Genomic DNA, 20,347 nt, shown 5'->3' with positions numbered 1-20,347 from the left:
CCCGAAAGGACATGACCATGAGCACTGATTCAAGCGCCCCGACGAGCATCGGCTGGTACGGCAAACTTCCTTCCGCCGGTGACTTCCTGCAACGCCGTTTGCCTGACCCGGTGGTCAACAACTGGGCCCACTGGTTCCATAACGGGCTGGTGAATTTGCAGCGCGATGCGCAGGGGCCAAACGATCACCCGTTCAGCAACGCGCCGGTGTGGAACTTCGTGATCCCCGCCACGCTCGGCAGCCAGTACGTGCAGATGGGCTGCCTGTTGCCGGCGCGCGACCGCGTCGGGCGGCGTTACCCCATCTGCGCGCTGCGCCTGTTCAGCCAACAGGATTGGCGCCCGCAACAGCTGAACATGGCGGCGAGCTGGTACCAACAGCTCGGCCATACCCTGCTGAACGGCGTGCGCAACGGCTTCTCCGCCGAACAGATCGACCGCACGCTGCAGGCGATCCCGGCGCTGCCCAGCCCGCCGGCGGAAGCGGACTCCGAGATCTTGTCGATTATCGGTTTCCAGCATCCGGACGTACCGGGCCTCGGCTGGCAGCAGGCCGCCGACTGTTTCGATCCGGCGCAGTACACCAGCTTTTGGTGGACCAATCAGGCCGACGGGCACCCGCTCTACACCCACGTGCACAGCGGCAACCTCACCGTGCAGCTGTTTTCATTGCTGTTCGAACCCAACGGCTGGGCGCGCCCCGGCCGCGGCGGCCAGTACCCGCAAATGTTTGATTAACATCGCTCGTTGAAGGAAATCTTATGGCTATCGACACCGATACCCTGCTGGCCCCGGTTGACGCGGACACGCCCTGCGGCGACAACCTGGAATACGACGCCGACTTTCTGGCCATGGCGCGCGCCGCCACCGGCAAAGCCGAACAGCAATTCGGCAGCACCATCATTCCGGAAGAAGCGCCGGATTGGGTGCAGGTCGAGCGTCTCGCAAGCTCGCTGCTGGCGCGCACCAAAGACCTGCGCGTCATGCTGTATCTCACCCGCGCCTGGACCCAGCTGCGCGGATTGCCGGGCTATGCCGACGGGCTGACGCTGATCCACCAGGCGATACTCCGCTACTGGGATGCCCTGCAGCCGCCGCTGGAGTTCGACGGCGAGGCCGACCCGCTGTTCCGCATCAACGCGCTGGCCGACCTTGGCGACAAGGCCGCGCTGGCCGCCAGCGTGCGCGCCGCGCCGCTGCTGAAAAGCGCCGCCGGTGAAATCTCGCTGCGCGATGCCGGCGCCCTGCTCGACGGCAGCAAGCAAGAGTGCCCCAACTTTCCCGGCGGCCGCGCACGGCTGCAGGATGAGCTGGCGCAACAGGATCGCCCCGAAGGCGCGCTGGTGATGCATATCGCCAACACCCTGGCCGCCATTCGCAGCGAAGTCACCCGCCATCTGGGTGAAAGCGCGCTGCCGGAAATGAGCGCGCTGACCAAGGTCTTTTCGCTGGTGGCGCTTGCCAGCCAGAGCGAGGCCCCGGCCGCCACCGAAGCGGACGCCACACAGGAAACCGCCGCTGAGCAGCCACCGGTCGCCGTGCAGAGCGCCTCTGCCCCACTCAACTGGCGCAGCGCGCAGATCCAGTCGCGCGACGACGCCCAACTGATGCTGGACAAGGTGAAAAACTATTTTCGTCTTCATGAGCCAAGCCACCCGGCGCCGCTGATGATCGATCGGGTACAGCGACTGATTACGCTGGACTTTATGCAAATCGTCCGCGATTTGGCGCCCGATGGGCTTAACCAACTGGAGACCATTCTCGGTCGCCCCGACAACGAGGAGAACAGCTAGCCGCCGACTTTTGTTCTCTTGACGACACCCGATACCGTCTGCCCCTGCGCAGACCCGAATCAGAACCTGACTCTCCCAGCCGGACGAGGCGCGTTCCCAATCGCCATTAGATGGAGTAAATCATGTCAAACTCGAAATCCCGCAGCGGGCAGAAATTCATCGCCCGCAACCGCGCGCCGCGCGTACAGATTGAATACGATGTCGAAATTTATGGCGCAGAGCGCAAAATCCAGCTGCCGTTCGTGATGGGCGTGATGGCGGATCTGGTGGGGAAAGCGGTCGATCCGCAAGCCAGCGTGGAGGAGCGCAAGTTCATGGAAATCGACGTCGACAACTTCGACGAGCGCATGAAATCGCTGAAGCCGCGCGTCGCTTATCAGGTTGACAATACCCTGACCGGCGAAGGCAAGCTGAACATCGATCTGACCTTCGAAAGCATGGAAGACTTCTCCCCCGCCGCTATCGCCCGCAAGGTCGACGCGCTGGACAATCTGCTGGACGCCCGCACCCAGCTTTCCAACCTGCTGTCCTACATGGACGGTAAAAACGGCGCCGAGGAGCTGATCTCCAAGATCCTGCAAAACCCGGCGCTGCTGAAATCCCTGACCGACGCGCCGAAGCCGGCGGTTAACGATGACAACAACGAGCGTGAGGATTAATCGATGAGCAACTCGCCTCAGCAACAGAATGCGTTGCAAACCACCGAGACTTTTTCCAGCGATGAGTTCAGCGCGCTGTTGAACAAAGAGTTCCGGCCGAAGACCGATCAGGCCAAAGAAGCGGTTGAGAACGCGGTGAAAACTCTGGCGCAGCAGGCGCTGGAAAATACCGTCACCGTTTCTTCCGACGCCTACCGCACCATCCAGGCGCTGATCGCGGAAATCGACGAAAAGCTGTCGCAGCAGATCAACCAGATCATACACCACGACGATTTCCAGAAGCTGGAAGGCGCGTGGCACGGCCTGCACTACCTGGTCAACAACTCTGAAACCGACGAGATGCTGAAGATCCGTTTCATGAGCATTTCCAAGCAGGAGCTGGGCCGCACGCTGAAGCGTTACAAAGGCGTGGGCTGGGATCAGAGCCCGATCTTCAAGAAAATCTACGAAGAAGAGTATGGCCAGTTCGGCGGCGAGCCCTTCGGCTGCCTGGTGGGCGACTACTACTTCGATCACAGCCCGCAGGACGTGGAGCTGCTGGGTGAAATGGCCAAGATCGGCGCCGCCTCGCACTGCCCGTTCATCGCCGGCACCGCGCCAAGCGTGATGCAGATGGAGTCCTGGCAGGAGCTCTCCAACCCGCGCGATCTGACCAAGATTTTCCAGAACACCGAATACGCCGCCTGGCGCAGCCTGCGCGAATCGGAAGACGCGCGCTACCTGGGCCTGGTGATGCCGCGCTTCCTGGCGCGCCTGCCGTATGGCATCCGCACCAATCCGGTGGACGAGTTTGACTTCGAAGAAGATACCGACGGCGCGACCCACGGCAACTACACCTGGACCAACGCCGCCTACGCCATGGCCGCCAACATCAACCGTTCGTTCAAAGAGTTCGGTTGGTGCACCGCCATTCGCGGGGTGGAATCCGGCGGCGCGGTGGAGAACCTGCCGTGCCATACCTTCCCGAGCGACGACGGCGGCGTGGACATGAAGTGCCCGACCGAGATCGCCATCAGCGATCGTCGCGAAGCCGAGCTGGCCAAAAACGGCTTTATGCCGCTGGTGCACCGCAAAAACTCTGACTTCGCCGCCTTTATCGGCGCGCAGTCGCTGCAGAAGCCGGCGGAATATTACGACGCCGACGCCTCCGCCAACGCCCAGCTTTCCGCGCGCCTGCCATACCTGTTCGCCTGCTGCCGCTTCGCGCACTACCTGAAGTGCATCGTGCGCGACAAAATTGGCTCCTTCCGCGAGCGCGACGACATGGAACGCTGGCTGAACGACTGGATCATGAACTACGTGGACGGCGATCCGGCCAACTCATCGCAGGAAACCAAGTCGCGCAAACCGCTGGCCGCGGCGGAAGTGCAGGTGGAAGAGATCGAAGACAACCCGGGCTACTACAGCGCCAAGTTCTTCCTGCGCCCGCACTACCAGCTGGAAGGCCTGACCGTCTCCCTGCGCCTGGTGTCGAAGCTGCCTTCGCTGAAACAAAACGACGCGTCCTGATGGACTGAAGTCAGGCCGCGATAGTGCGGCCTGGCTGATACATTAACCTCATCACAGGGAAAGAAAGATGAAGACAAAGCGGTTTTATCTGGCATCGCTGTTGGCAGTCGTCTGCTCGCTCTCCGCCGCGCCGCCAGCTTTCGCAGAGCAGACATCGATAGCGCATTTGACGTCCGATGATGTCAATCTGCCAGGCAGCGACTTTTTCCGTTTCTATCGCAGTACAGATAAACAGGAAAAAGAGAAAGCGCGAATTTATTTGCTGGGCGTGCTGGACGCGACGGAAGGAAAAAGCTGGTGCCAATACAGCCAGCTACAAACCGTCACTCTGCAGGAGTTTGTGTTCGAATTCTTTAATAAACTTCCCGCTGCGCGCCTGCACGAAAGGGCTGCCCCCCTGATTGAAGAGGCTCTGGCGACTCGCTTCCCCTGCAAAGGAGGCAAAGCATGAAACCTTTATATCGTCAGCTAAAAAGCAGCCATTACTCCTCTGATTACTCTAGCCCGGGATATTTGGCAGCAGAAGCCGTTTACGCCGAGATTGGTTATGAGCTTGATACGCTTCTAAAGCAAAACCCTGGTTATGCCAATACCTGTGCCGTCCGCATGAGCCTGGCGCTGTTGAAAACCGGTATCAGCTTCAAAGGCCGCCTGCCAATCAAAAAAGGCACCTATAAGGGTAAAACGATTGAACCTGGAGCCAAACTGCTGGCCGATCAGTTGCATCGCTCCAGTAGTTTTGGCAAAGCCAAAATTTTCTTTAATGCTCCAGATGCAGAGAAAGGTATTGGCAATAAAAAAGGCGTCGTGTTCTTCAATAAGATCACCAACTATGATGGCGGACACATTGATCTTATCGAACCAGAAAACTCGCTATTAACCTGCCATTCCCATTGCTATTTTAACTGCAAAGAAGTCTGGTTTTGGGAATTAAGCTAGTGTTCCATCGGCTGGCCAGTAAAAGCATGAGGTTTGGTTTAACTGCATATAAGGCATTCTCTCTTGATGCAGCCAGAACGGCGAATGCGATGAGAGAATGGATGCCATTCGATATCGAATCAGGTGATGAGAAAATCAATGCTCTCATCGGCAAATATAAATCCAGAGTCAATGATTTTCACAGTGAAACCAAAGGCAAGAGTCAAGGTGTCACCTTAAACTGCCTGCGGTTGTACCATAGTCCGGAATTGGACAAGCTTTCCCGACAGCTCATTGCAGGCAATCCAGATCGCACGTGGAATCAAGATAACGCGAAATAATCAAGCATTGAGCCATTAGCACTTAATAGTGGCTCGGTAACCCGTACCGATAGTTTTCGGTATTTAAGAAGGTGCATGGCACAAGGATATAAATTGGTAATGCATTACCACACTTGCAATTCCTGCTGCTATTACCTGAGTTTTTCAACGTAACGTTAATACTACTGTTAACCCTTAATAAAGAGTGAAGAAACTATGGCTATTGATATGTTCCTGAAAGTTGAAGGTGCCAGCGGCGAATCCAAAGATTCGAATCACAAAGGCTGGACCGACATTACTTCTTTCTCCTGGGGCGCTTCTCAACCGGGCAATATGGGCGTTGGCGGCGGCGGTGGCGCCGGTAAAGTGTGCTTCAACGATCTGCACGTCAACGCGCTGATCGACAAGTCAACCCCGGCCTTGCTGAAACACTGCTCAAGCGGCAAACACCTGACCAAGATTGAGCTGTCGGTTTGCAAGGCGGGCGGCACCCAGGTTGAATACGCAAAAATCACCCTGGAAGACGTGCTGGTCACCGCCGTGCAGTACACCGGTGCAGGCGGCGAAGACACCGTGGGCGTCACCTACTCCTTCCAGGCGGCGAAAGTGAAACAGCAGTACTGGGAGCAGAGCGACAAAGGCGGCAAAGGCGCCGAAAGCAGCGCAGGTTGGAACATCAAGGAAAACCGCGAAGCTTAATCTGCATGCCCCCCCGGTTACGGCCGGGGGGATTAATATAGGGAAATAACAATGAATAATAATCGCCCCATTTTTTCAGCCGCATGGGCTGCAAGCACTAAAATATATAACGCGCAATATTCAGCTCAAAATGTTGCCAAGATTATCGGCGGGCGTGTCGCCATGAATATTGCGCCCAATGGAAAGTGGGAAAACACCTGCGCTGTGCGTATGAGCTACATCTTGAATAAATCTGGCTTCCCCATTCCTTATGTAAAAGATCAGACCGTATCAGGCGCCGATCGTCAATGGTATTTTTTTAGAGTTAAAGATCTTATCGCTTATCTGACAAAGATCTGGGGCAAACCCGACCTTCGAGTCAAATTCCCTCCTCCAGGTGGTGGTGAATTAGCCGGAAAGAAAGGGATCATACTGTTTGAAATTGCAGGTTGGAGCGATGCTGGAGGACATGCTACGCTTTGGAATGGGAACGGCGATTGTTATGATCATTGTTATTTCAATGAACCAGAAGCTCGCTATACAACAAATTACGCTAACTTTTGGGTATTGAGATGAAAAAAATCCTTATCTCTTTTCTTTGTATATATGCTACTTGTGCTATAGCACAGAAAAACCAAGAAGAACCCATTGAAAAGTGGCCACCGCAAGCGGCGTACCGAAACTATTTGCAAAACTACAAGGATATTGCTCTGACCTACTGCATTTCCGTCGCTTATAAGACATCACCAGAGGCTAGCAAAGATGCAATTGCCTCATCGAATGGTATCGATGCTTGGTCATACTATGCAATTCGTGATGAAGAATCCCCTATCATCAAGCTGACAAAGCAGTATTTGCAAAAGAATTACAATGCTAAGGATGGGAAAAGCCGCTTAGACTTAATGAAGTGCATGGATATGTACCATAGTGAAGAGCTTGATAAACTTGCGAAAGATTATGTACAGCGCCCTAATGATAATTGGGTGAAAGACAATCCGGACAGAGTAAATGAAAATCCTCCTCGGAAATAATCAGTGAAAAAAAATCTCACTGACTGTGGCCATCGCCGCAACGTTGAACGTCAATGCAGCGACAGAAATTGACTATTCCCCTGCCGAGTACCTCAAAAACTACGCGCTTAGCGTTTGCATCGCCGAGGGGTACTCAGCAAAAGAAGTCAAAAACGATGCCGCCGCCGCTGCTCGGGGTTATATGGAGTTCGGCAATTATTCTCTGGAGGCGCATACCGCCGTCAGGGCGCTGGCAAAAGAATTTCTGGCAAAGCCCTATGACAGTATGTCAGGGGAGCCGATGACGATGGCAAAGTGCATCGATCTTGTACATAGCCAAGCGTTGCAAGCCATCATCAAGAAGTACCAAGGGAAAGACGACAGCTGATATCAGAGTTGCTCAAACGACGGCTCATATCAAAGGTTATCTCGGATGAGAAGATACACGTACTTTTTAATGTCTCTGCTGCTCGGAAGCCATGTAGCCCTTGCTGAAAACTCACTCAATATTTTATCGCAAGAGGCACTATATAAAAATTGGTTAGTCAGCCGCTGCATTGGGAAGTCCACTGACTCAGAAAAAACCAAGCAAGACGCCTTCCGTTCCGCTTCCGCCTATTTAGAATTGAGTAAACTGCCGATGGATGCATTCGAACAAGGCGAAAAGCTGGCTGAACAGTACGCCAATAAAAATAGCCAAGGCTCAGTTAAAGGAAGTTATCATATTTTAGATTGCCTTTCACTGCAAAGCTCCAGTGATGCTAAAGCCATCTTTGAACGTTACTCTAAGTAATAGTCAGGATTATCGAACTCAATTTCATAAAGCTTTCAACTCAAGTAAATTTATTGATTATTAACATGACTCCAGACGTCACGCTATCAACTTACTCATATGGATTCTTATTTTCCTACTTTTCATTGTCACTCATAATTTTAGTGGCATTATATTACTTAAAAAAAATATCGGCACGCAAACACAATTATCCATTGTTTGTTTTCAACTGTCTCATTGTTGTTGTTATGGGAGTCCTACAGCTCTCAATTTTTGCATACGGAAATGATTTTCTTAATCTCTTCTACCCAATAGGCAACGATAACTATGACTCTATTCACTACGGCAGTTTGATGTTCACCTTTATCTACTTAACTCAACTACCAAAAAACACCTATTACAAAGAAGAAAAGAATCGAAGTTAGCCATCTGATTAGATGACTAAATCAACATACGCCCAAAGCAGTCTAAAATCCCCATCAGCAGGAATGCCTTATGCGATTTTCCATTGTAAAAAATAAAAGCGGCCAGGTTCCGCCGCAAAGCAGTTGCGATTTTCTGCCGCCGGGCGGCACCATCGGCCGCAGCGTGGACAATAACCTGGTGCTGCCGGACGAAGAGCGCGCCATTTCCCGTCTGCAGGCAATCGTGCACATTTCCTCTGACGGCGAATGCCGCATCACCAATCGCGGCAACGTCACCCGCGTGCTGCTGAACGATATTCCGCTGGAGCGTGGCCGCCAGGTTGAACTGCAGGATGGCGACGTGCTCGGCATCGACGATTACCAGATTGAAGTCAGCGCGCTGCAACAGCACGCCGCGCCGCAGGCTCAACCGGTGGCCAAGGCCGCTGCCGCTGCTGCGGCCCCTGCTGCTGCGGCCCCTGCTGCTGCCGCCAAAGAAAAATCCGCCGCGCCTATCCCCAACGAAATCTGGGACAGCCTGGTGGAAGAATTTACGCCGAATGCGTCGGCCGCCGTCACACCGCCGCCGATCGCCAATCCGGACAATCATCCGCTGCTGGACACCCCCACTCGCGAGCTGAATCCGGCCGATCCGCTGGCGCAGCTGGCAGGCGATGTCGATCTGCGCCAATTGCAGCAACAGCAAACCGATCCGGCCGCCTTGTTCAACACCGACTCCACTTTTGAGCGTGAGCATATCCTGGCCGACACCACCCCCAGCGCGCTGCTGGCGGAGCAGGCTGCGCCACCGCGCCCGGCTCCCCCCGTCCAGAATGCGCAGCAACCGGAACAAGAGCTGGATCCGCTGGCGCTGTTCGGCGGTTCATCCGCGCCCGCTTCGCCAGAGACGTTAAACAGCAACGACCCGCTGGGGCTGTTGATGGGCGGCGCCGTGCCGCTGGCTCAGCCGGAGGAACCGGCACAACCGCCGTCCCCACCACCGGCGCCGATCGCCGCACAACCGCAAGCGCCGCGCCCACAGCCGACGCCGCCGCCCGTGCAGAGACCCGAGCCGCAACCCCAACCCGCGCCGCAGTTCAGCCAGCAGGAACCGCCTGCGCAACCTCCGCGCCCGCGCCAGGGCAACCGCTTGGGCATCGATCCGGTCGCCTACCAGTCCGCCCAGCGGCAGCACGCCGCCGCGCCGAATGGCGACACCTTGGAGGGGCCGCTGCTGACGGCGCTGTTGCAAGGCCTCGGTCTCGACGATCTGCAGCCGCAGCCGCATTTCGACGAACAACAGATCCGCCAGGCCGGCCGCCTGCTGAGCCTGTTCTCGCAAGGCACCGTCGCCCTGCTCTCATCCCGCTCGATCCTCAAGCGCGGCGTGAAGGCTGAGATGACCATGATCCTCGACGAGGCCAACAACCCGTTCAAACTGCTGCCTTCGGGGAAAACGGTGCTGATGCAGATGTTCGGCAGCCAGATGCCGGGCTTTATGCCGCCGGAACAGGCGGTGCGCGATGCGCTGATCGACCTGCAGGCGCACCAGCTGGGGATGATCGCCGGCATTCGCGCCATCATCGCCGCCATGCTGCAGTCGTTCAACCCGGAGCGCCTCGAAGAGGAAGCGCGCAAGGAAGGCGTGGCGCCGCGTCTTTCGCTGCCCGCCAACCGCAAGGCCGCGCTGTGGGACTACTTTGTGAAGAACTATCAGCAAACCTCCGGCGAGATCGAGGACGATTTCCACACCCTGTTCGGCGAAGCCTTCCTGCACGCCTATGACGTTGAAGTGAATCAATACAAAGACTCACAGACCAAACCGGACGCGTAATGAATATCACCATAGCCTCTACCTCCAATCAGGGCGGCCGCGCCTCCAACCAGGATCAGACCGGCGAGGTACTCGGCAACCGCGCCGCCTGCTTCGTGGTGTGCGACGGCATCGCCGGTTTTCCGGGCGGCGATATCGCCGCCAAACTGGCGCGCGACACCATTTTGCAAAACTTCGACGGCGAAAAGCACCTTAACGCCCAGAGCATTCGTCAGCACATTACGCGCGCCAATGCCGCCATCCACCAGCAGCAGCGGCAGTCGGACGAATACAGCAAGATGGGCACCACGCTGGTCAGTCTGTTTATCGATCGCGATTACCAGCTGGCCTACTGGGCGCACGCCGGCGACAGCCGCCTGTACCTGTTCCGCCGCGGCTACCTGCATGCCGTCACCACCGACCACAGCCTGATCCAACAGATGCAGGACGCCGGCTATCAGACCAACGGCATCAACAGTAACCTGCTGTATTTCGCGCTGGGGCTCAACGAAGAGCGCGACGCCACCTACAGCGATGTGCTGCAGCTGGAAGACGGCGACGTTTTCCTGCTGTGCACCGACGGCTTCTGGCACAGCTTCAGCCAGGCCGAACTGGAACAGTCGCTGCACATGGTCAACTCCCCCAGCGAGTGGATCGCCCTGATGCAGCAGGCATGGAAGAAAAACAATAACAGCGATAACTACAGCGCTATCGCCGTCTGGATTGGCTCACCGCAGGAAACCACCCTGCTGCATTCGCTGGCGGATGCGGAACGGTTTCTCATCCGCGACTGAGTCGGCGCACATTCACAGCAAGGTTCACTATGAAATACTGGATGCCGGGGCTCGTCGCCCTGATGGCGGTACCGACCGCGCAGGCGATGAACTATCGCCTGGTTTACTCCCCCAGCCAGAAGCTGGAAGTGTTTATCGATGACGTCAAGAACAGCAATCCGGAAAGCTGGTGCGGCAAAAGCATCCCGCTGCGCATCGTCTCGGCGCAAGGCAAAGATCCGGCCGTGTTGAACGACTTTCTGCCCCGCGTCGGCAATCTGCTGGAAAAGCAGTGCCCAAAAGCCGGTCATCTGCCCTGGACGCTGACCGACAAGCGCGGTGAGAAGCTGGCGACCGGCGAAGCCGCCAAAGCGCGCGGCTGGAAACCGGTGGTCAAGCAAGAGACCGCCGAGCAGCCGCAAACCCCGCCGCCGCCGACCATTCCTGCGGCGGTGGCCGTCACCTCTGCGCAGGCGGACACCGCGCCGCCACAGCGTTTCAGCCTGCCGCAGGGCTGCCACTTCCGCACCTTCTGGGGTGACGAAGCCACCGGCGGCGCGCTGTTCATTCCCGCCGGCGACGCGCTGCGCTGCGGCGAGGACGGCTGGCTGCAAGGCAGCGGCGCGGTCACGCTGCAACACGGCGGGCAAACCCTCTCGCCGACGCTGTGGTTCCTGCAAGGTTACCCGCTGGCGAAGATCAACGGCGGCGATCGCGCGCTGACCGTCGTCAGCGCCAACGCCCAACGGCTCATTTTGGGCGGCAACCCGCAGGCGCCGGGCAGCTTCCTGCTGCTGACCTTCGAACCGCAGTTGCACGCCTGGGCGTTCAACGGTGAAGCGATCGTTGAAATGCCGCGTGTCGACGCCGCCGACGAGACCAAGATCACACAGCGCGTGCAGCAGGCGCAAACCGCCTGGCAGCCGCTGCTGAGCGCCGCCGCCCCGCTGACCTTCAAGCTGGTGGAACAGTTGGCCGCAGACCGGGTCGATCCCGCCAGCGGCAGCTACCTGTCGGTTAACGGCGCCACTCACTGATTATAAGGAAAGCCTGTGAAATCATTAGCAAGCATGCTGCAAGGCCAGTCGATCGCCGCGGCCATCACCGCCGTCGAGAACGATATCAAGGCAAAACCGGCGGATGCCGACCTGCGCGCCGCGCTGGTGCAACTGCTGTGTCTGAGCGGCAACTGGACGCGCGCCAACGCGCAGTTGAAATCCTGGCAGGCGCTGAAACCGATCGCCCAACCAACCACCTTGCTGCTGATGCAGTCGGTCAACGCCGAGCTGCAACGCCAGGCGGTATTCGCCGGCACGGCCGCGCCGACGCTGCTGCGGCAGGCGCATCCCTGGCTGAAACTGATGGTGCAGGCGCTGCATCAGGATGCGCAAGGGGCGGCCGAGCAGGCCCAGACGCTGCGCGATGAGGCGCTGGAGGCCGCCCCGGCCGGCGCCGGGCGGTTAATGCTGGCCGAAGGCGACCAAGAGCGGCAACTGAGTTTCGACTGGCTGACCGACGGTGACGGCCGCCTCGGGCCGGTGTGCGAGCTGGCGCTCAACGGCGTTTACTACTGGGTGCCGTTTGCCGACATCGCCGCGATCCAGTTCCAGGCGCCACAGAGCGCCATCGATCTGGTGTGGAGCCATGCGCTGGTGCGCCTGACCGACGGCCGCGAACAGGTATGCCAACTGCCCGCCCGTTACCCGCTGCCCGAAGGCAGCGACGACGCGCTGCTGCTCGGCAAACGCACCGAATGGCAACCGCTGGGCGACGGCGCCCACTATACGGGGCTGGGCCTGAAGACCTGGCTCAGCGAAAGCGACGAATTCCCGCTGCACAGCCTGCGGCAGTTGAGCTTCGACGCGAGCGCCTGACCATGAACGACAAGCGCCCACCCCACTATGACGGCGGCGATCTGCGCCGCCAGGGCTATCGCTCTCGTCAGGACAGCGAACGCCTGACTTCACGCGACAAAATGCAGCCGGTGCTGCTCGACATGCTGACCGACGACGAACCGCAGAAAAAGCAGGAGGCGCAGGTGCGCAACCTGGTGTCGCACAGCGAGCTGCGCCGCCGGGTATTGCGCGATTTGCAGTGGCTGTTCAACTGCGTCAACAGCGAATCCAATCTGGATCTCGGCGATTTTCCGCAGGTGCGGCGTTCCACCCTGAATTACGGCATCGCCTCGCTGGCGGGCAAGCGCATGTCGGACATCGAATGGCTGGACATTCAGCGCGCGCTGACCGATTCCATCCTCCATTTCGAGCCGCGCATTCTGCCCGACGGGTTGCAGGTGCGCTGCATCTCGGACACCGGCTCGCTGGAGCTGCACAACGTGCTGTCGATCGAAATCAAGGGCCGCCTGTGGTGCGTGCCCTATCCGCTGGAGTTTCTGTTCCGTACCGACGTGGATCTGGAAAACGGCCACTTCGATCTGAAAGACATAGGGTAAGGCGATGGACAGTAAACTGTTAGATTATTACAACCGCGAGCTGGCCTATCTGCGTGAGATGGGCGCCGAGTTCGCCGAACAGTACCCGAAGGTCGCGGGCCGTCTCGGCATGCGCGGCATCGACGTGGCGGACCCTTATATCGAGCGTCTGATGGAGGGCTTCGCCTTCCTCACCTCGCGCGTGCAGCTGAAAATGGACGCCGAGTTCCCGCGCTTTTCTCAGCGCTTGCTGGAGATCATCTACCCCAACTACCTGTCGCCGACGCCGTCGATGGCGATCGCCGAGCTGCAGCCGGACAGCAGTAAAGGCGATATCAGCAACGGCTTCGTGGTGCCGCGCGGCACCATGATGGACAGCCAGACGCTGAAGAAAAGCGGCATTACCTGCAGTTACACCACGGCGCATGACGTCACGCTGCAGCCGGTGCGCATCGCCGGCGTCGAGCTGGGCGGCATTCCGGCCGATATTCCGCTGGCCTCGCTGGGGCTGCAGCACAGTGGCTGCGTCAGCGCGCTGCGCATTCGGCTCGAGTGCTACGAAAGCGTGACGCTCAACAACCTGCAGCTGGACCAATTGATGTTTTACCTGGCCGGGCCGGACATGCAAGCGCAGCAGCTCCTGGAGTTGCTGATGCAGCACAGCGTCGGGCTTGTCTGCCAAACGGTGGAGGCTCAGCCGCAGCGGCGGGCGCTGGCGTTGGACGGGCTGCGACAGGAAGGCTTTGCCGCCGATCAGGCGCTGCTGCCCAACGATCTGCGCAACTTCGAAGGCTACCGGCTGCTGCAAGAATATTTCGCCTTCCCGGCGCGCTTCCAGTTCTTCAGCGTCAACGGCCTGCGCCCGCTGCTGCAAAGCGTGCGCGAAGGGAAAAAGGCCCTGCGCCAGTTCGAAATCGTGGTGCTGCTCGATAGGCACGACGCCGCGCTGGAACGGGTGGTTGACGTTGCTCACCTGGCGCTGCACTGCACGCCGGTGATCAACCTGTTTCCGAAAGTGGCCGAACGCATCGCGATCAACGAAAAGAACCACGAATACCATCTGGTGGTCGACAATATCCGGCCGCTGGATTACGAAGTGTTTTCGGTGCAGCGGCTCGGCGGCAGCGCCAGCGAAAAACGCTACGAGCAAGAGTTTCGGCCGTTTTACAGCACCCTGAGCGCGGACGATGGCAACTATGGCGCCTACTTTTCGCTGCGGCGCGAACAGCGCACGCTGTCGGAACACGCCCGCCGCTACGGCACCCGCACCGGCTATGCCGGTTCGGAAGTGTTCGTATCGCTGGTGGACGAACGGCAGTCGCCGTGGCACAGCGATCTGAAATACCTCACCGCCGACGTGCTGTGCACCAGCCGCGACCTGCCGTTGATGCTGTTGCAGCAGGATCAGGGCAATTTCGTGATGCCCGATTCAATCCCGATCAAGCAGGTCTCGCTGCGCAAAGGCCCTACGCCGCCGCGTCCGGCGCTGGCCGAAGGGATGATCACCTGGCGGTTGATCAGTCAGCTGCAGCTGAATTACCTCAGCATGATGGACGGCGATCCGGAACAGGGCGCCGCCAGCCTGCGCCAGCTGCTGGGGCTGTACGGCAACCTGAGCGAGCCGGCGATCGCTAAACAGATCCAGGGCGTGCGCCACTGCAACCTGCGGCCGGTCTATCGGCGAGTGCCTGAACCCGGCCCCATCGTGTTCGCGCGCGGCATCGCCATCGATCTGACGGTCGATGAGCAGGCGTTCTCCGGCAACAGTCCTTACCTGCTCGGCAGCGTGCTGGAACGCCTGTTCTCGCGCCTGGTGGCGATGAACACCTTCACCGAGATGACGCTCTCCAGCCAGCAGCGCGGCGAGATCGCCCACTGGCAGGCACGCATGGGCAAAAGGACGCTGATATGAACGCGGAGATGATCGCCACCGAACTGGCGCCGCCGCAGATCAACGCGCTGTATCGCCTGCCGGACGACTTCTGGCCGCGGCTGCGCAGCGCGCCTTACAAGCACGATCTGTTTCAACTGCTGCGGCGCATCGACGCCCAGGGCGGCCAACCCTACCTGCTGGGGCGCGCGCCGCTGCCGCGCCACGAGATGCTGCGCCTGGGCCAGGAACCTTCGCTGTCGTTCGCGCCGTCCACGCTGGCGCAGGTGACGCCGCGCGCCAACAGCCCGCTGCACGACGTTTCGATCTTCAGCTTCGGCCTGTTCGGCCCCAACGGGCCGCTGCCGCTGCACCTGACCGAATACGTGCGCGAACGGGTGTATCACCATCAGGACACCACCCTGCTGGCGTTCACCAATCTGTTCCATCACCGGCTGACGCTGCTGTTTTACCGCGCCTGGGCCGACGCGCAACCGACGGTGTCGCTGGATCGCCCCGACAACCGGCGCTTCGACGAGTACCTGTCGAGCCTGATCGGCATCGGCCAGCCGGCGCAGCAAGAGCGCGACAGCATCAACGCCCACGCTAAACATTTTATGGCCGGTCATCTGATTCGCCACAGCCGCGATCCGGAAGGCCTGAGCAAAATTTTGCAGCAGTATTTCAAGGTGCCGGTGCGCATCGTCGAAAACGTGCCGCACTGGCTGCGGGTGGAGCCGCGCGAGCAGGCGCGGCTCAAGGCCGGACGCGGCGCGCCGCGGCTCGGCGAGTCGGCCTTTCTCGGCATCGCGGTGCGGGATATCCAGCACAAGTTCCGCATCGAGCTGGGGCCGATGCCGCAGCAGGACTATGACCGCTTTCTGCCCGGCGCCGATCTGTGCCGGCAACTGCGCGACTGGGTGCGCCAATACCTGGGCATCGAGTTCGTCTGGGAAGTGCGCCTGATCCTGGCGAAGGAACAGGCGCACGGCATCCAGCTCGGCGGCGCGCAGCGATTGGGCCTGAGCAGTTGGCTGGCCGACCATCGGCGACAGCGCGATCTCGACGATCTGATCTTCAGCCCTGAACCGCTGGAAAACCCGTTCTGACCCTATTTCGGCCGGCGCCCGGCGGCGTCAGGCCACTCTGAGACCTGAGGAAAACCATGTCTGAAATCAGCCGCTCGGTATTATTCGGCAAACTGGATAGCCTGTTATTCACCTCTCTGGAAAGTGCGACGGCGTTTTGCAAGCTGCGCGGTAACCCCTACGTCGAACTGGCGCACTGGCTGCATCAGCTGATGCAATCGCCGGACGGCGATCTGCAGCAGATCGTTCGCCACTTCGCGCTGGACGAGGCGCAGCTGGCGCGCGACATCGTCGAGGCGCTCGATCGCCTGCCGCGCGGCGCCAGCGCCATCTCCGATCTGTCCGAGCACATCGACAGCGCGGTAGAACGCGCCTGGGTCTATGGCTCATTGAAGTTCGGCGCGGCGCGCATCCGCGGCGGCCACCTGCTGCTCGGCATTCTGAAAACCTACAGCCTGCGCCACCTGCTGAAGGCCATTTCCCCGCAGTTCGAGCGCATCAACGCCGATCTGCTGATGGAACAGTTCGCCGCCATTACCGCTCACTCGGCAGAAAACGCCCAGGACGCGGCGGCGCAAAGCGGCGCCGAGCCCCTGCCCGGCGCGGCGCACAGCGGTGAAAGCGTGCTGGCGCAGTATGCCCAGGATCTGACTGCCAGAGCGCGCAACGGCGAGATCGACCCGGTGGCCGGCCGAGATGAAGAGATCCGGCAAATCGTCGATATTCTGATGCGCCGCCGCCAGAACAACCCGCTGCTGACCGGCGAGGCCGGCGTCGGCAAAACCGCCGTGGTGGAAGGCCTGGCGCTGCGCATCGTGGCCGGCGACGTGCCGCCGCAGCTGCGCGACGTGAAGCTGTGCCTGCTGGACATCGGCATGCTGCAGGCCGGCGCCGGCGTCAAGGGCGAGTTTGAAAAACGGCTGCAGGCGGTGATCGACGAAGTGCAATCCAGCCCGACGCCGATCATCCTGTTTATCGACGAAATTCACACCCTGATCGGCGCCGGCGGCGCCCAGGGCACCGGCGACGCCGCCAACCTGCTGAAACCGGCATTGGCGCGCGGCCAACTGCGCACCATCGGCGCCACCACCTGGTCGGAATACAAGAAATACATCGAGAAAGACCCGGCGCTCACCCGACGTTTCCAGGTGGTGCAGGTGCACGAACCGAGCGAAGACAAAGCGCTGTTGATGCTGCGCAGCACCGTCAGCCCGCTGGAGCAACACCACCGCGTGCTGCTGCTGGATGAAGCGGTGGACGCCGCGGTGCGGCTGTCCCATCGCTATATTCCGGCCCGCCAGTTGCCGGACAAGGCGGTGGCGCTGCTGGATACCGCCTGCGCGCGCGTGGCGGTCAGCCAACATGCCGAGCCCGCCCAGGTCGAAGACTGCCGCCACCGCATCGATGCGCTGCAGATAGAGTTGGATATCGCCCGCCGCGAGGCCAAGGTCGGCATCGGCGATCCCCTGCGTCCGCAGGAGATTGAAGCCCAATTGACCGCGCTGCGCCAGGAACTCGAACAGTTGACCGAGCGTTGGCAGCAGGAGCTGGCGCTGATCCAGCAGATCATCACGCTGCGCGCCCAACTGCACGCCCAAGAAGAGGCGAGCACCGACGAAGAGACGCATACGCGCCCTGATGCCGACGCGCTGCGCGCCCAATTGGGCGAACTGCAGCAGCAGCTGAGCGCGCTGCAGGGCGAAGCGCCGCTGATCTTCGCCGCCGTCGACGCCAACATCGTGGCGGCGGTGGTGGCCGACTGGACCGGCATCCCGCTGGGCCGCATGGTGAAAAACGAGATTGAAGCGGTGCTGCAGCTCTCCGACACCCTGAATCAGCGCGTCATCGGCCAACGCCATGCGCTGGATCTGATCGCCCGCCGGGTGCGCACCTCACGGGCGCGGCTGGACGATCCGAACAAACCGGTCGGGGTATTCCTGCTGGCCGGGCCCTCCGGCGTCGGCAAAACCGAAACCGCGCTGGCGCTGGCGGAAACCCTGTACGGCGGCGAGCAGAACGTCATCACCATCAACATGAGCGAATTCCAGGAGTCGCACACCGTTTCGACGCTGAAAGGCGCGCCGCCCGGCTATGTCGGCTACGGCGAGGGCGGCGTGTTGACCGAGGCGGTTCGCCGCCGTCCTTACAGCGTGGTGCTGTTGGACGAGATCGAAAAGGCGCATCCGGACGTACATGAAATCTTCTTCCAGGTGTTCGACAAGGGCTGGATGGAGGACGGCGAAGGCCGTCATATCGATTTCCGCAACACCATCATCATCCTGACCTCCAACGTCGGCACCGATCTGATCGCCGGGTTGTGCAGCGATCCGGAGCTGCTGCCGGAGCCGGAGGCGCTGAGCGGCGCGCTGCGCCAACCGCTGCTGTCGGTGTTCCCGGCCGCCTTGCTCGGCCGCCTGCTGGTGGTGCCGTATTACCCGCTGACCGACGCCACGCTGGGCAACATCGTGCGCCTGCAATTGGGCCGCATTCAGCGTCGCCTGGCGGAGAATCACGACATCGCCTGCACCTTCGACGACGCGGTCATCGAGCAGATCGTCAGCCGCTGCACCGAGGTGGAGTCCGGCGGCCGCATGGTCGACGCCATCCTGACCAACACCCTGCTGCCGCAGATCAGCCACACCCTGCTGGCCAGCAGCGCCAACGACCAGCGCTATCGCCAGCTGCATATCGCGCTGCAGAATAACGAATTCATTTGTCAATTTCAGGCATAACGCCGCGGCCGCCGAAACGGCGGCCCTTTGAACACAGAGAGTCATCACTATGTCGGGAACCGGGATAACTAAACCGAATTCGAACAGCCTGCCGAGCGGCTATCGATTCAATGAATTCGAGATCCAGGAAGCGATCGGCGAAGGCGGCTTCGGCATCGTCTACCGCGCCTACGATCACCAACTGGAACGCACCATCGCCATCAAGGAGTACATGCCAACCTCGCTGGCGAAACGCAACGACGATCTCAGCATCGGGCTGCGCGGCGAACGCTTCGGCAAAACTTTCCAGGCCGGGCTGAACAGCTTTATTCAGGAGGCGCGTCTGCTGGCGCGCTTCTCGCATCCCGGTCTGCTGCACGTGTTGCGCTTCTGGGAAGAGAACGGCACCGCCTATATGGGCACTCAGTTTTACAGCGGCACCACGCTGAAAAACCTGCAGGCGCAGCAGCCGGAGAAAATCGACGAGGCGTGGATCCGTCGGCTGCTGCCGCCGCTGTTCAGCGCCATCAACACCATCCATCAGGAAGGCTATCTGCACCGCGACATTTCGCTGGATAACATCCAGATCCAGGAGAGCCAACTACCGGTGCTGCTGGACTTCGGGTCGGCGCGCAAAGAGATCGGCAACCTGTCGGACGAAACGGAGATCATGCTCAAACCGGGCTTCGCGCCGATCGAGCAGTACACCGAGAACAGCGACGGCGAACAAGGGCCGTGGACCGATATCTACGCGCTCGGCGCCGTGCTGCACACGCTGATCGTCGGTTCGCCGCCGCCGGTCAGCGTGGTGCGCAGCATCGAAGACAGCTACCAGCCGCTGACCGAGCGGCGCCCCGCCGGCTACTCGCCGGAGCTGCTGCGCACCGTCGATCGCGCGCTGGCGCTGAAGCCGGAAGACCGCCCGCAGACCATCGACGAAATGGCCGAGCTGTTGCATCTGCCGATCGCCGATGAAAACGAAATCATCAGCACCCCGGCCGCCGCGCCGGAGAACTTGCTGGTCGCCGCCAACCCGGCCGCCGCTGCGGCCGCAGCCGGCACCGTTACCGCGCGCGGCACCCAATTCTCGCGGCCGATGATGGCCGGCGCCGGCGTCGCCGCGCTGCTGGTGATCGGCGCGATCGCCTGGCTGAGCGGCGGCAAGGACGATGCCCAGGCCGTCGCTCAAAACAGCGAGACGTCACCGGCGCAGAAAACCCTGACGCAGCAGCCGAGCGCGCCGCAAACCGCGCAGCCTGCGGCGGCGGAACCTGAAAAAGCGGCGCCGCCGGCGCAACCGGTGGCGTTGGTGTACTTCAAACTGCAACCGGGTGAGCAGGTCAGCCTCGACGGCAAGCCGCAGCAGGTGACGCCGGGCGAAAACGGCTTCGCCAGCCTGAACCTGGCGCCGGGCCGCTATCAGCTGGAGATCCGTCACAACGATCGGCTCCGCCGCCAGCAGCTCAGTATCGACACCGCCGGCACCTGGCTGGTCAACCCGGCCACTGCCGGCTAATCCCGTTCTGAAACTCCGCCTCGGCGGGGTTTCCCCTATTTCATGAGACTGACGAGCAACTGCCCCCTCATTGGCCGCGCGGC

20 protein-coding genes and 1 pseudogene are annotated in these 20,347 nt (G+C 60.1%); all 21 read left to right on the top strand.

Going from position 1 to position 20,347, the window contains the following annotated elements:
* The first annotated feature begins 17 nt into the window (after positions 1-17).
* Positions 18-737: a type VI secretion system-associated protein TagF gene (gene tagF / locus ACJ8PE_RS02955; protein ID WP_033643553.1), complete on the top strand. Its 720-nt coding sequence runs from the start codon at positions 18-20 to the stop codon at positions 735-737.
* 23 nt (positions 738-760) lie between these two features.
* Entirely contained in the window at positions 761-1,792 is a 1,032-nt protein-coding gene (tssA, locus tag ACJ8PE_RS02950) for a type VI secretion system protein TssA (protein ID WP_197793620.1), read from the top strand.
* Between the two features lie 122 nt (positions 1,793-1,914).
* Positions 1,915-2,451, top strand: coding sequence for a type VI secretion system contractile sheath small subunit (gene tssB, locus ACJ8PE_RS02945; RefSeq protein WP_015378282.1), 537 nt, complete (start codon positions 1,915-1,917; stop codon positions 2,449-2,451).
* Positions 2,452-2,454: 3 nt separating this feature from the next.
* Positions 2,455-3,960 (top strand): type VI secretion system contractile sheath large subunit, encoded by a 1,506-nt coding sequence (tssC, locus tag ACJ8PE_RS02940; RefSeq protein ID WP_004934958.1) that lies wholly within the window; start codon positions 2,455-2,457, stop codon positions 3,958-3,960.
* 67 nt (positions 3,961-4,027) lie between these two features.
* Entirely contained in the window at positions 4,028-4,411 is a 384-nt protein-coding gene (locus ACJ8PE_RS02935; RefSeq protein ID WP_047574724.1) for a Rap1a/Tai family immunity protein, read from the top strand.
* Complete coding sequence (locus ACJ8PE_RS02930; protein WP_047574721.1) at positions 4,408-4,899, top strand: T6SS effector amidase Tae4 family protein; 492 nt, start codon at positions 4,408-4,410, stop codon at positions 4,897-4,899. Before ACJ8PE_RS02935 ends, ACJ8PE_RS02930 begins: the two co-directional genes overlap by 4 nt.
* Before the next feature lie 56 nt (positions 4,900-4,955).
* A pseudogene (locus tag ACJ8PE_RS02925) lies at positions 4,956-5,219 on the top strand (T6SS amidase immunity protein Tai4 family protein); the annotation flags it as partial.
* A 195-nt stretch (positions 5,220-5,414) separates the two neighbouring features.
* The gene (locus tag ACJ8PE_RS02920; RefSeq protein WP_004934962.1) at positions 5,415-5,897 is read left to right on the top strand and encodes an Hcp family type VI secretion system effector; all 483 of its coding nucleotides are present in this window, start codon (positions 5,415-5,417) and stop codon (positions 5,895-5,897) included.
* 51 nt (positions 5,898-5,948) lie between these two features.
* Positions 5,949-6,452, top strand: coding sequence for a type VI secretion system amidase effector protein Tae4 (locus tag ACJ8PE_RS02915; RefSeq protein WP_071525932.1), 504 nt, complete (start codon positions 5,949-5,951; stop codon positions 6,450-6,452).
* Positions 6,449-6,907, top strand: a complete 459-nt coding sequence (locus tag ACJ8PE_RS02910; RefSeq protein WP_016927257.1) for a T6SS amidase immunity protein Tai4 family protein — start codon at positions 6,449-6,451, stop codon at positions 6,905-6,907. The genes ACJ8PE_RS02915 and ACJ8PE_RS02910 overlap by 4 nt, the downstream gene beginning before the upstream one ends.
* 19 nt (positions 6,908-6,926) lie before the next feature.
* Complete coding sequence (locus ACJ8PE_RS02905) at positions 6,927-7,274, top strand: T6SS amidase immunity protein Tai4 family protein (protein WP_232095065.1); 348 nt, start codon at positions 6,927-6,929, stop codon at positions 7,272-7,274.
* Positions 7,275-7,343: 69 nt separating this feature from the next.
* Entirely contained in the window at positions 7,344-7,679 is a 336-nt protein-coding gene (locus ACJ8PE_RS02900; protein WP_232094294.1) for a T6SS amidase immunity protein Tai4 family protein, read from the top strand.
* A 474-nt stretch (positions 7,680-8,153) separates the two neighbouring features.
* Entirely contained in the window at positions 8,154-9,896 is a 1,743-nt protein-coding gene (gene tagH, locus ACJ8PE_RS02895) for a type VI secretion system-associated FHA domain protein TagH (RefSeq protein ID WP_404768849.1), read from the top strand.
* Positions 9,896-10,669 (top strand): PP2C family protein-serine/threonine phosphatase, encoded by a 774-nt coding sequence (locus ACJ8PE_RS02890; protein WP_033643559.1) that lies wholly within the window; start codon positions 9,896-9,898, stop codon positions 10,667-10,669. Before tagH ends, ACJ8PE_RS02890 begins: the two co-directional genes overlap by 1 nt.
* A gap of 29 nt (positions 10,670-10,698) precedes the next feature.
* Entirely contained in the window at positions 10,699-11,685 is a 987-nt protein-coding gene (locus ACJ8PE_RS02885) for a hypothetical protein (RefSeq protein WP_033650844.1), read from the top strand.
* Positions 11,686-11,700: 15 nt separating this feature from the next.
* Complete coding sequence (locus ACJ8PE_RS02880) at positions 11,701-12,522, top strand: type VI secretion system accessory protein TagJ (RefSeq protein WP_332108397.1); 822 nt, start codon at positions 11,701-11,703, stop codon at positions 12,520-12,522.
* A gap of 2 nt (positions 12,523-12,524) precedes the next feature.
* Positions 12,525-13,100 (top strand): type VI secretion system baseplate subunit TssE, encoded by a 576-nt coding sequence (locus ACJ8PE_RS02875; protein ID WP_033643562.1) that lies wholly within the window; start codon positions 12,525-12,527, stop codon positions 13,098-13,100.
* Positions 13,101-13,104: 4 nt separating this feature from the next.
* Entirely contained in the window at positions 13,105-14,991 is a 1,887-nt protein-coding gene (gene tssF, locus ACJ8PE_RS02870; protein WP_033643563.1) for a type VI secretion system baseplate subunit TssF, read from the top strand.
* Positions 14,988-16,058 (top strand): type VI secretion system baseplate subunit TssG, encoded by a 1,071-nt coding sequence (gene tssG / locus ACJ8PE_RS02865; RefSeq protein WP_060660567.1) that lies wholly within the window; start codon positions 14,988-14,990, stop codon positions 16,056-16,058. Before tssF ends, tssG begins: the two co-directional genes overlap by 4 nt.
* A 56-nt stretch (positions 16,059-16,114) precedes the next feature.
* A complete protein-coding gene (tssH, locus tag ACJ8PE_RS02860; RefSeq protein ID WP_404768848.1) occupies positions 16,115-18,769 on the top strand; it encodes a type VI secretion system ATPase TssH in 2,655 nt (884 codons plus the stop codon).
* A gap of 49 nt (positions 18,770-18,818) precedes the next feature.
* On the top strand, positions 18,819-20,264 hold the full coding sequence (locus ACJ8PE_RS02855) for a serine/threonine protein kinase (RefSeq protein WP_042784894.1): 1,446 nt from the start codon (positions 18,819-18,821) through the stop codon (positions 20,262-20,264).
* The last annotated feature ends 83 nt before the right edge of the window (positions 20,265-20,347 follow it).

The organism is Serratia sp. CY74737 (assembly GCF_052166775.1).
In the GTDB taxonomy this organism is placed as follows: Bacteria; Pseudomonadota; Gammaproteobacteria; order Enterobacterales; family Enterobacteriaceae; genus Serratia; species Serratia ureilytica.
Note: the sequence above shows the minus strand (reverse complement) of the source record. Positions and strands in the feature narration are given on the sequence as shown.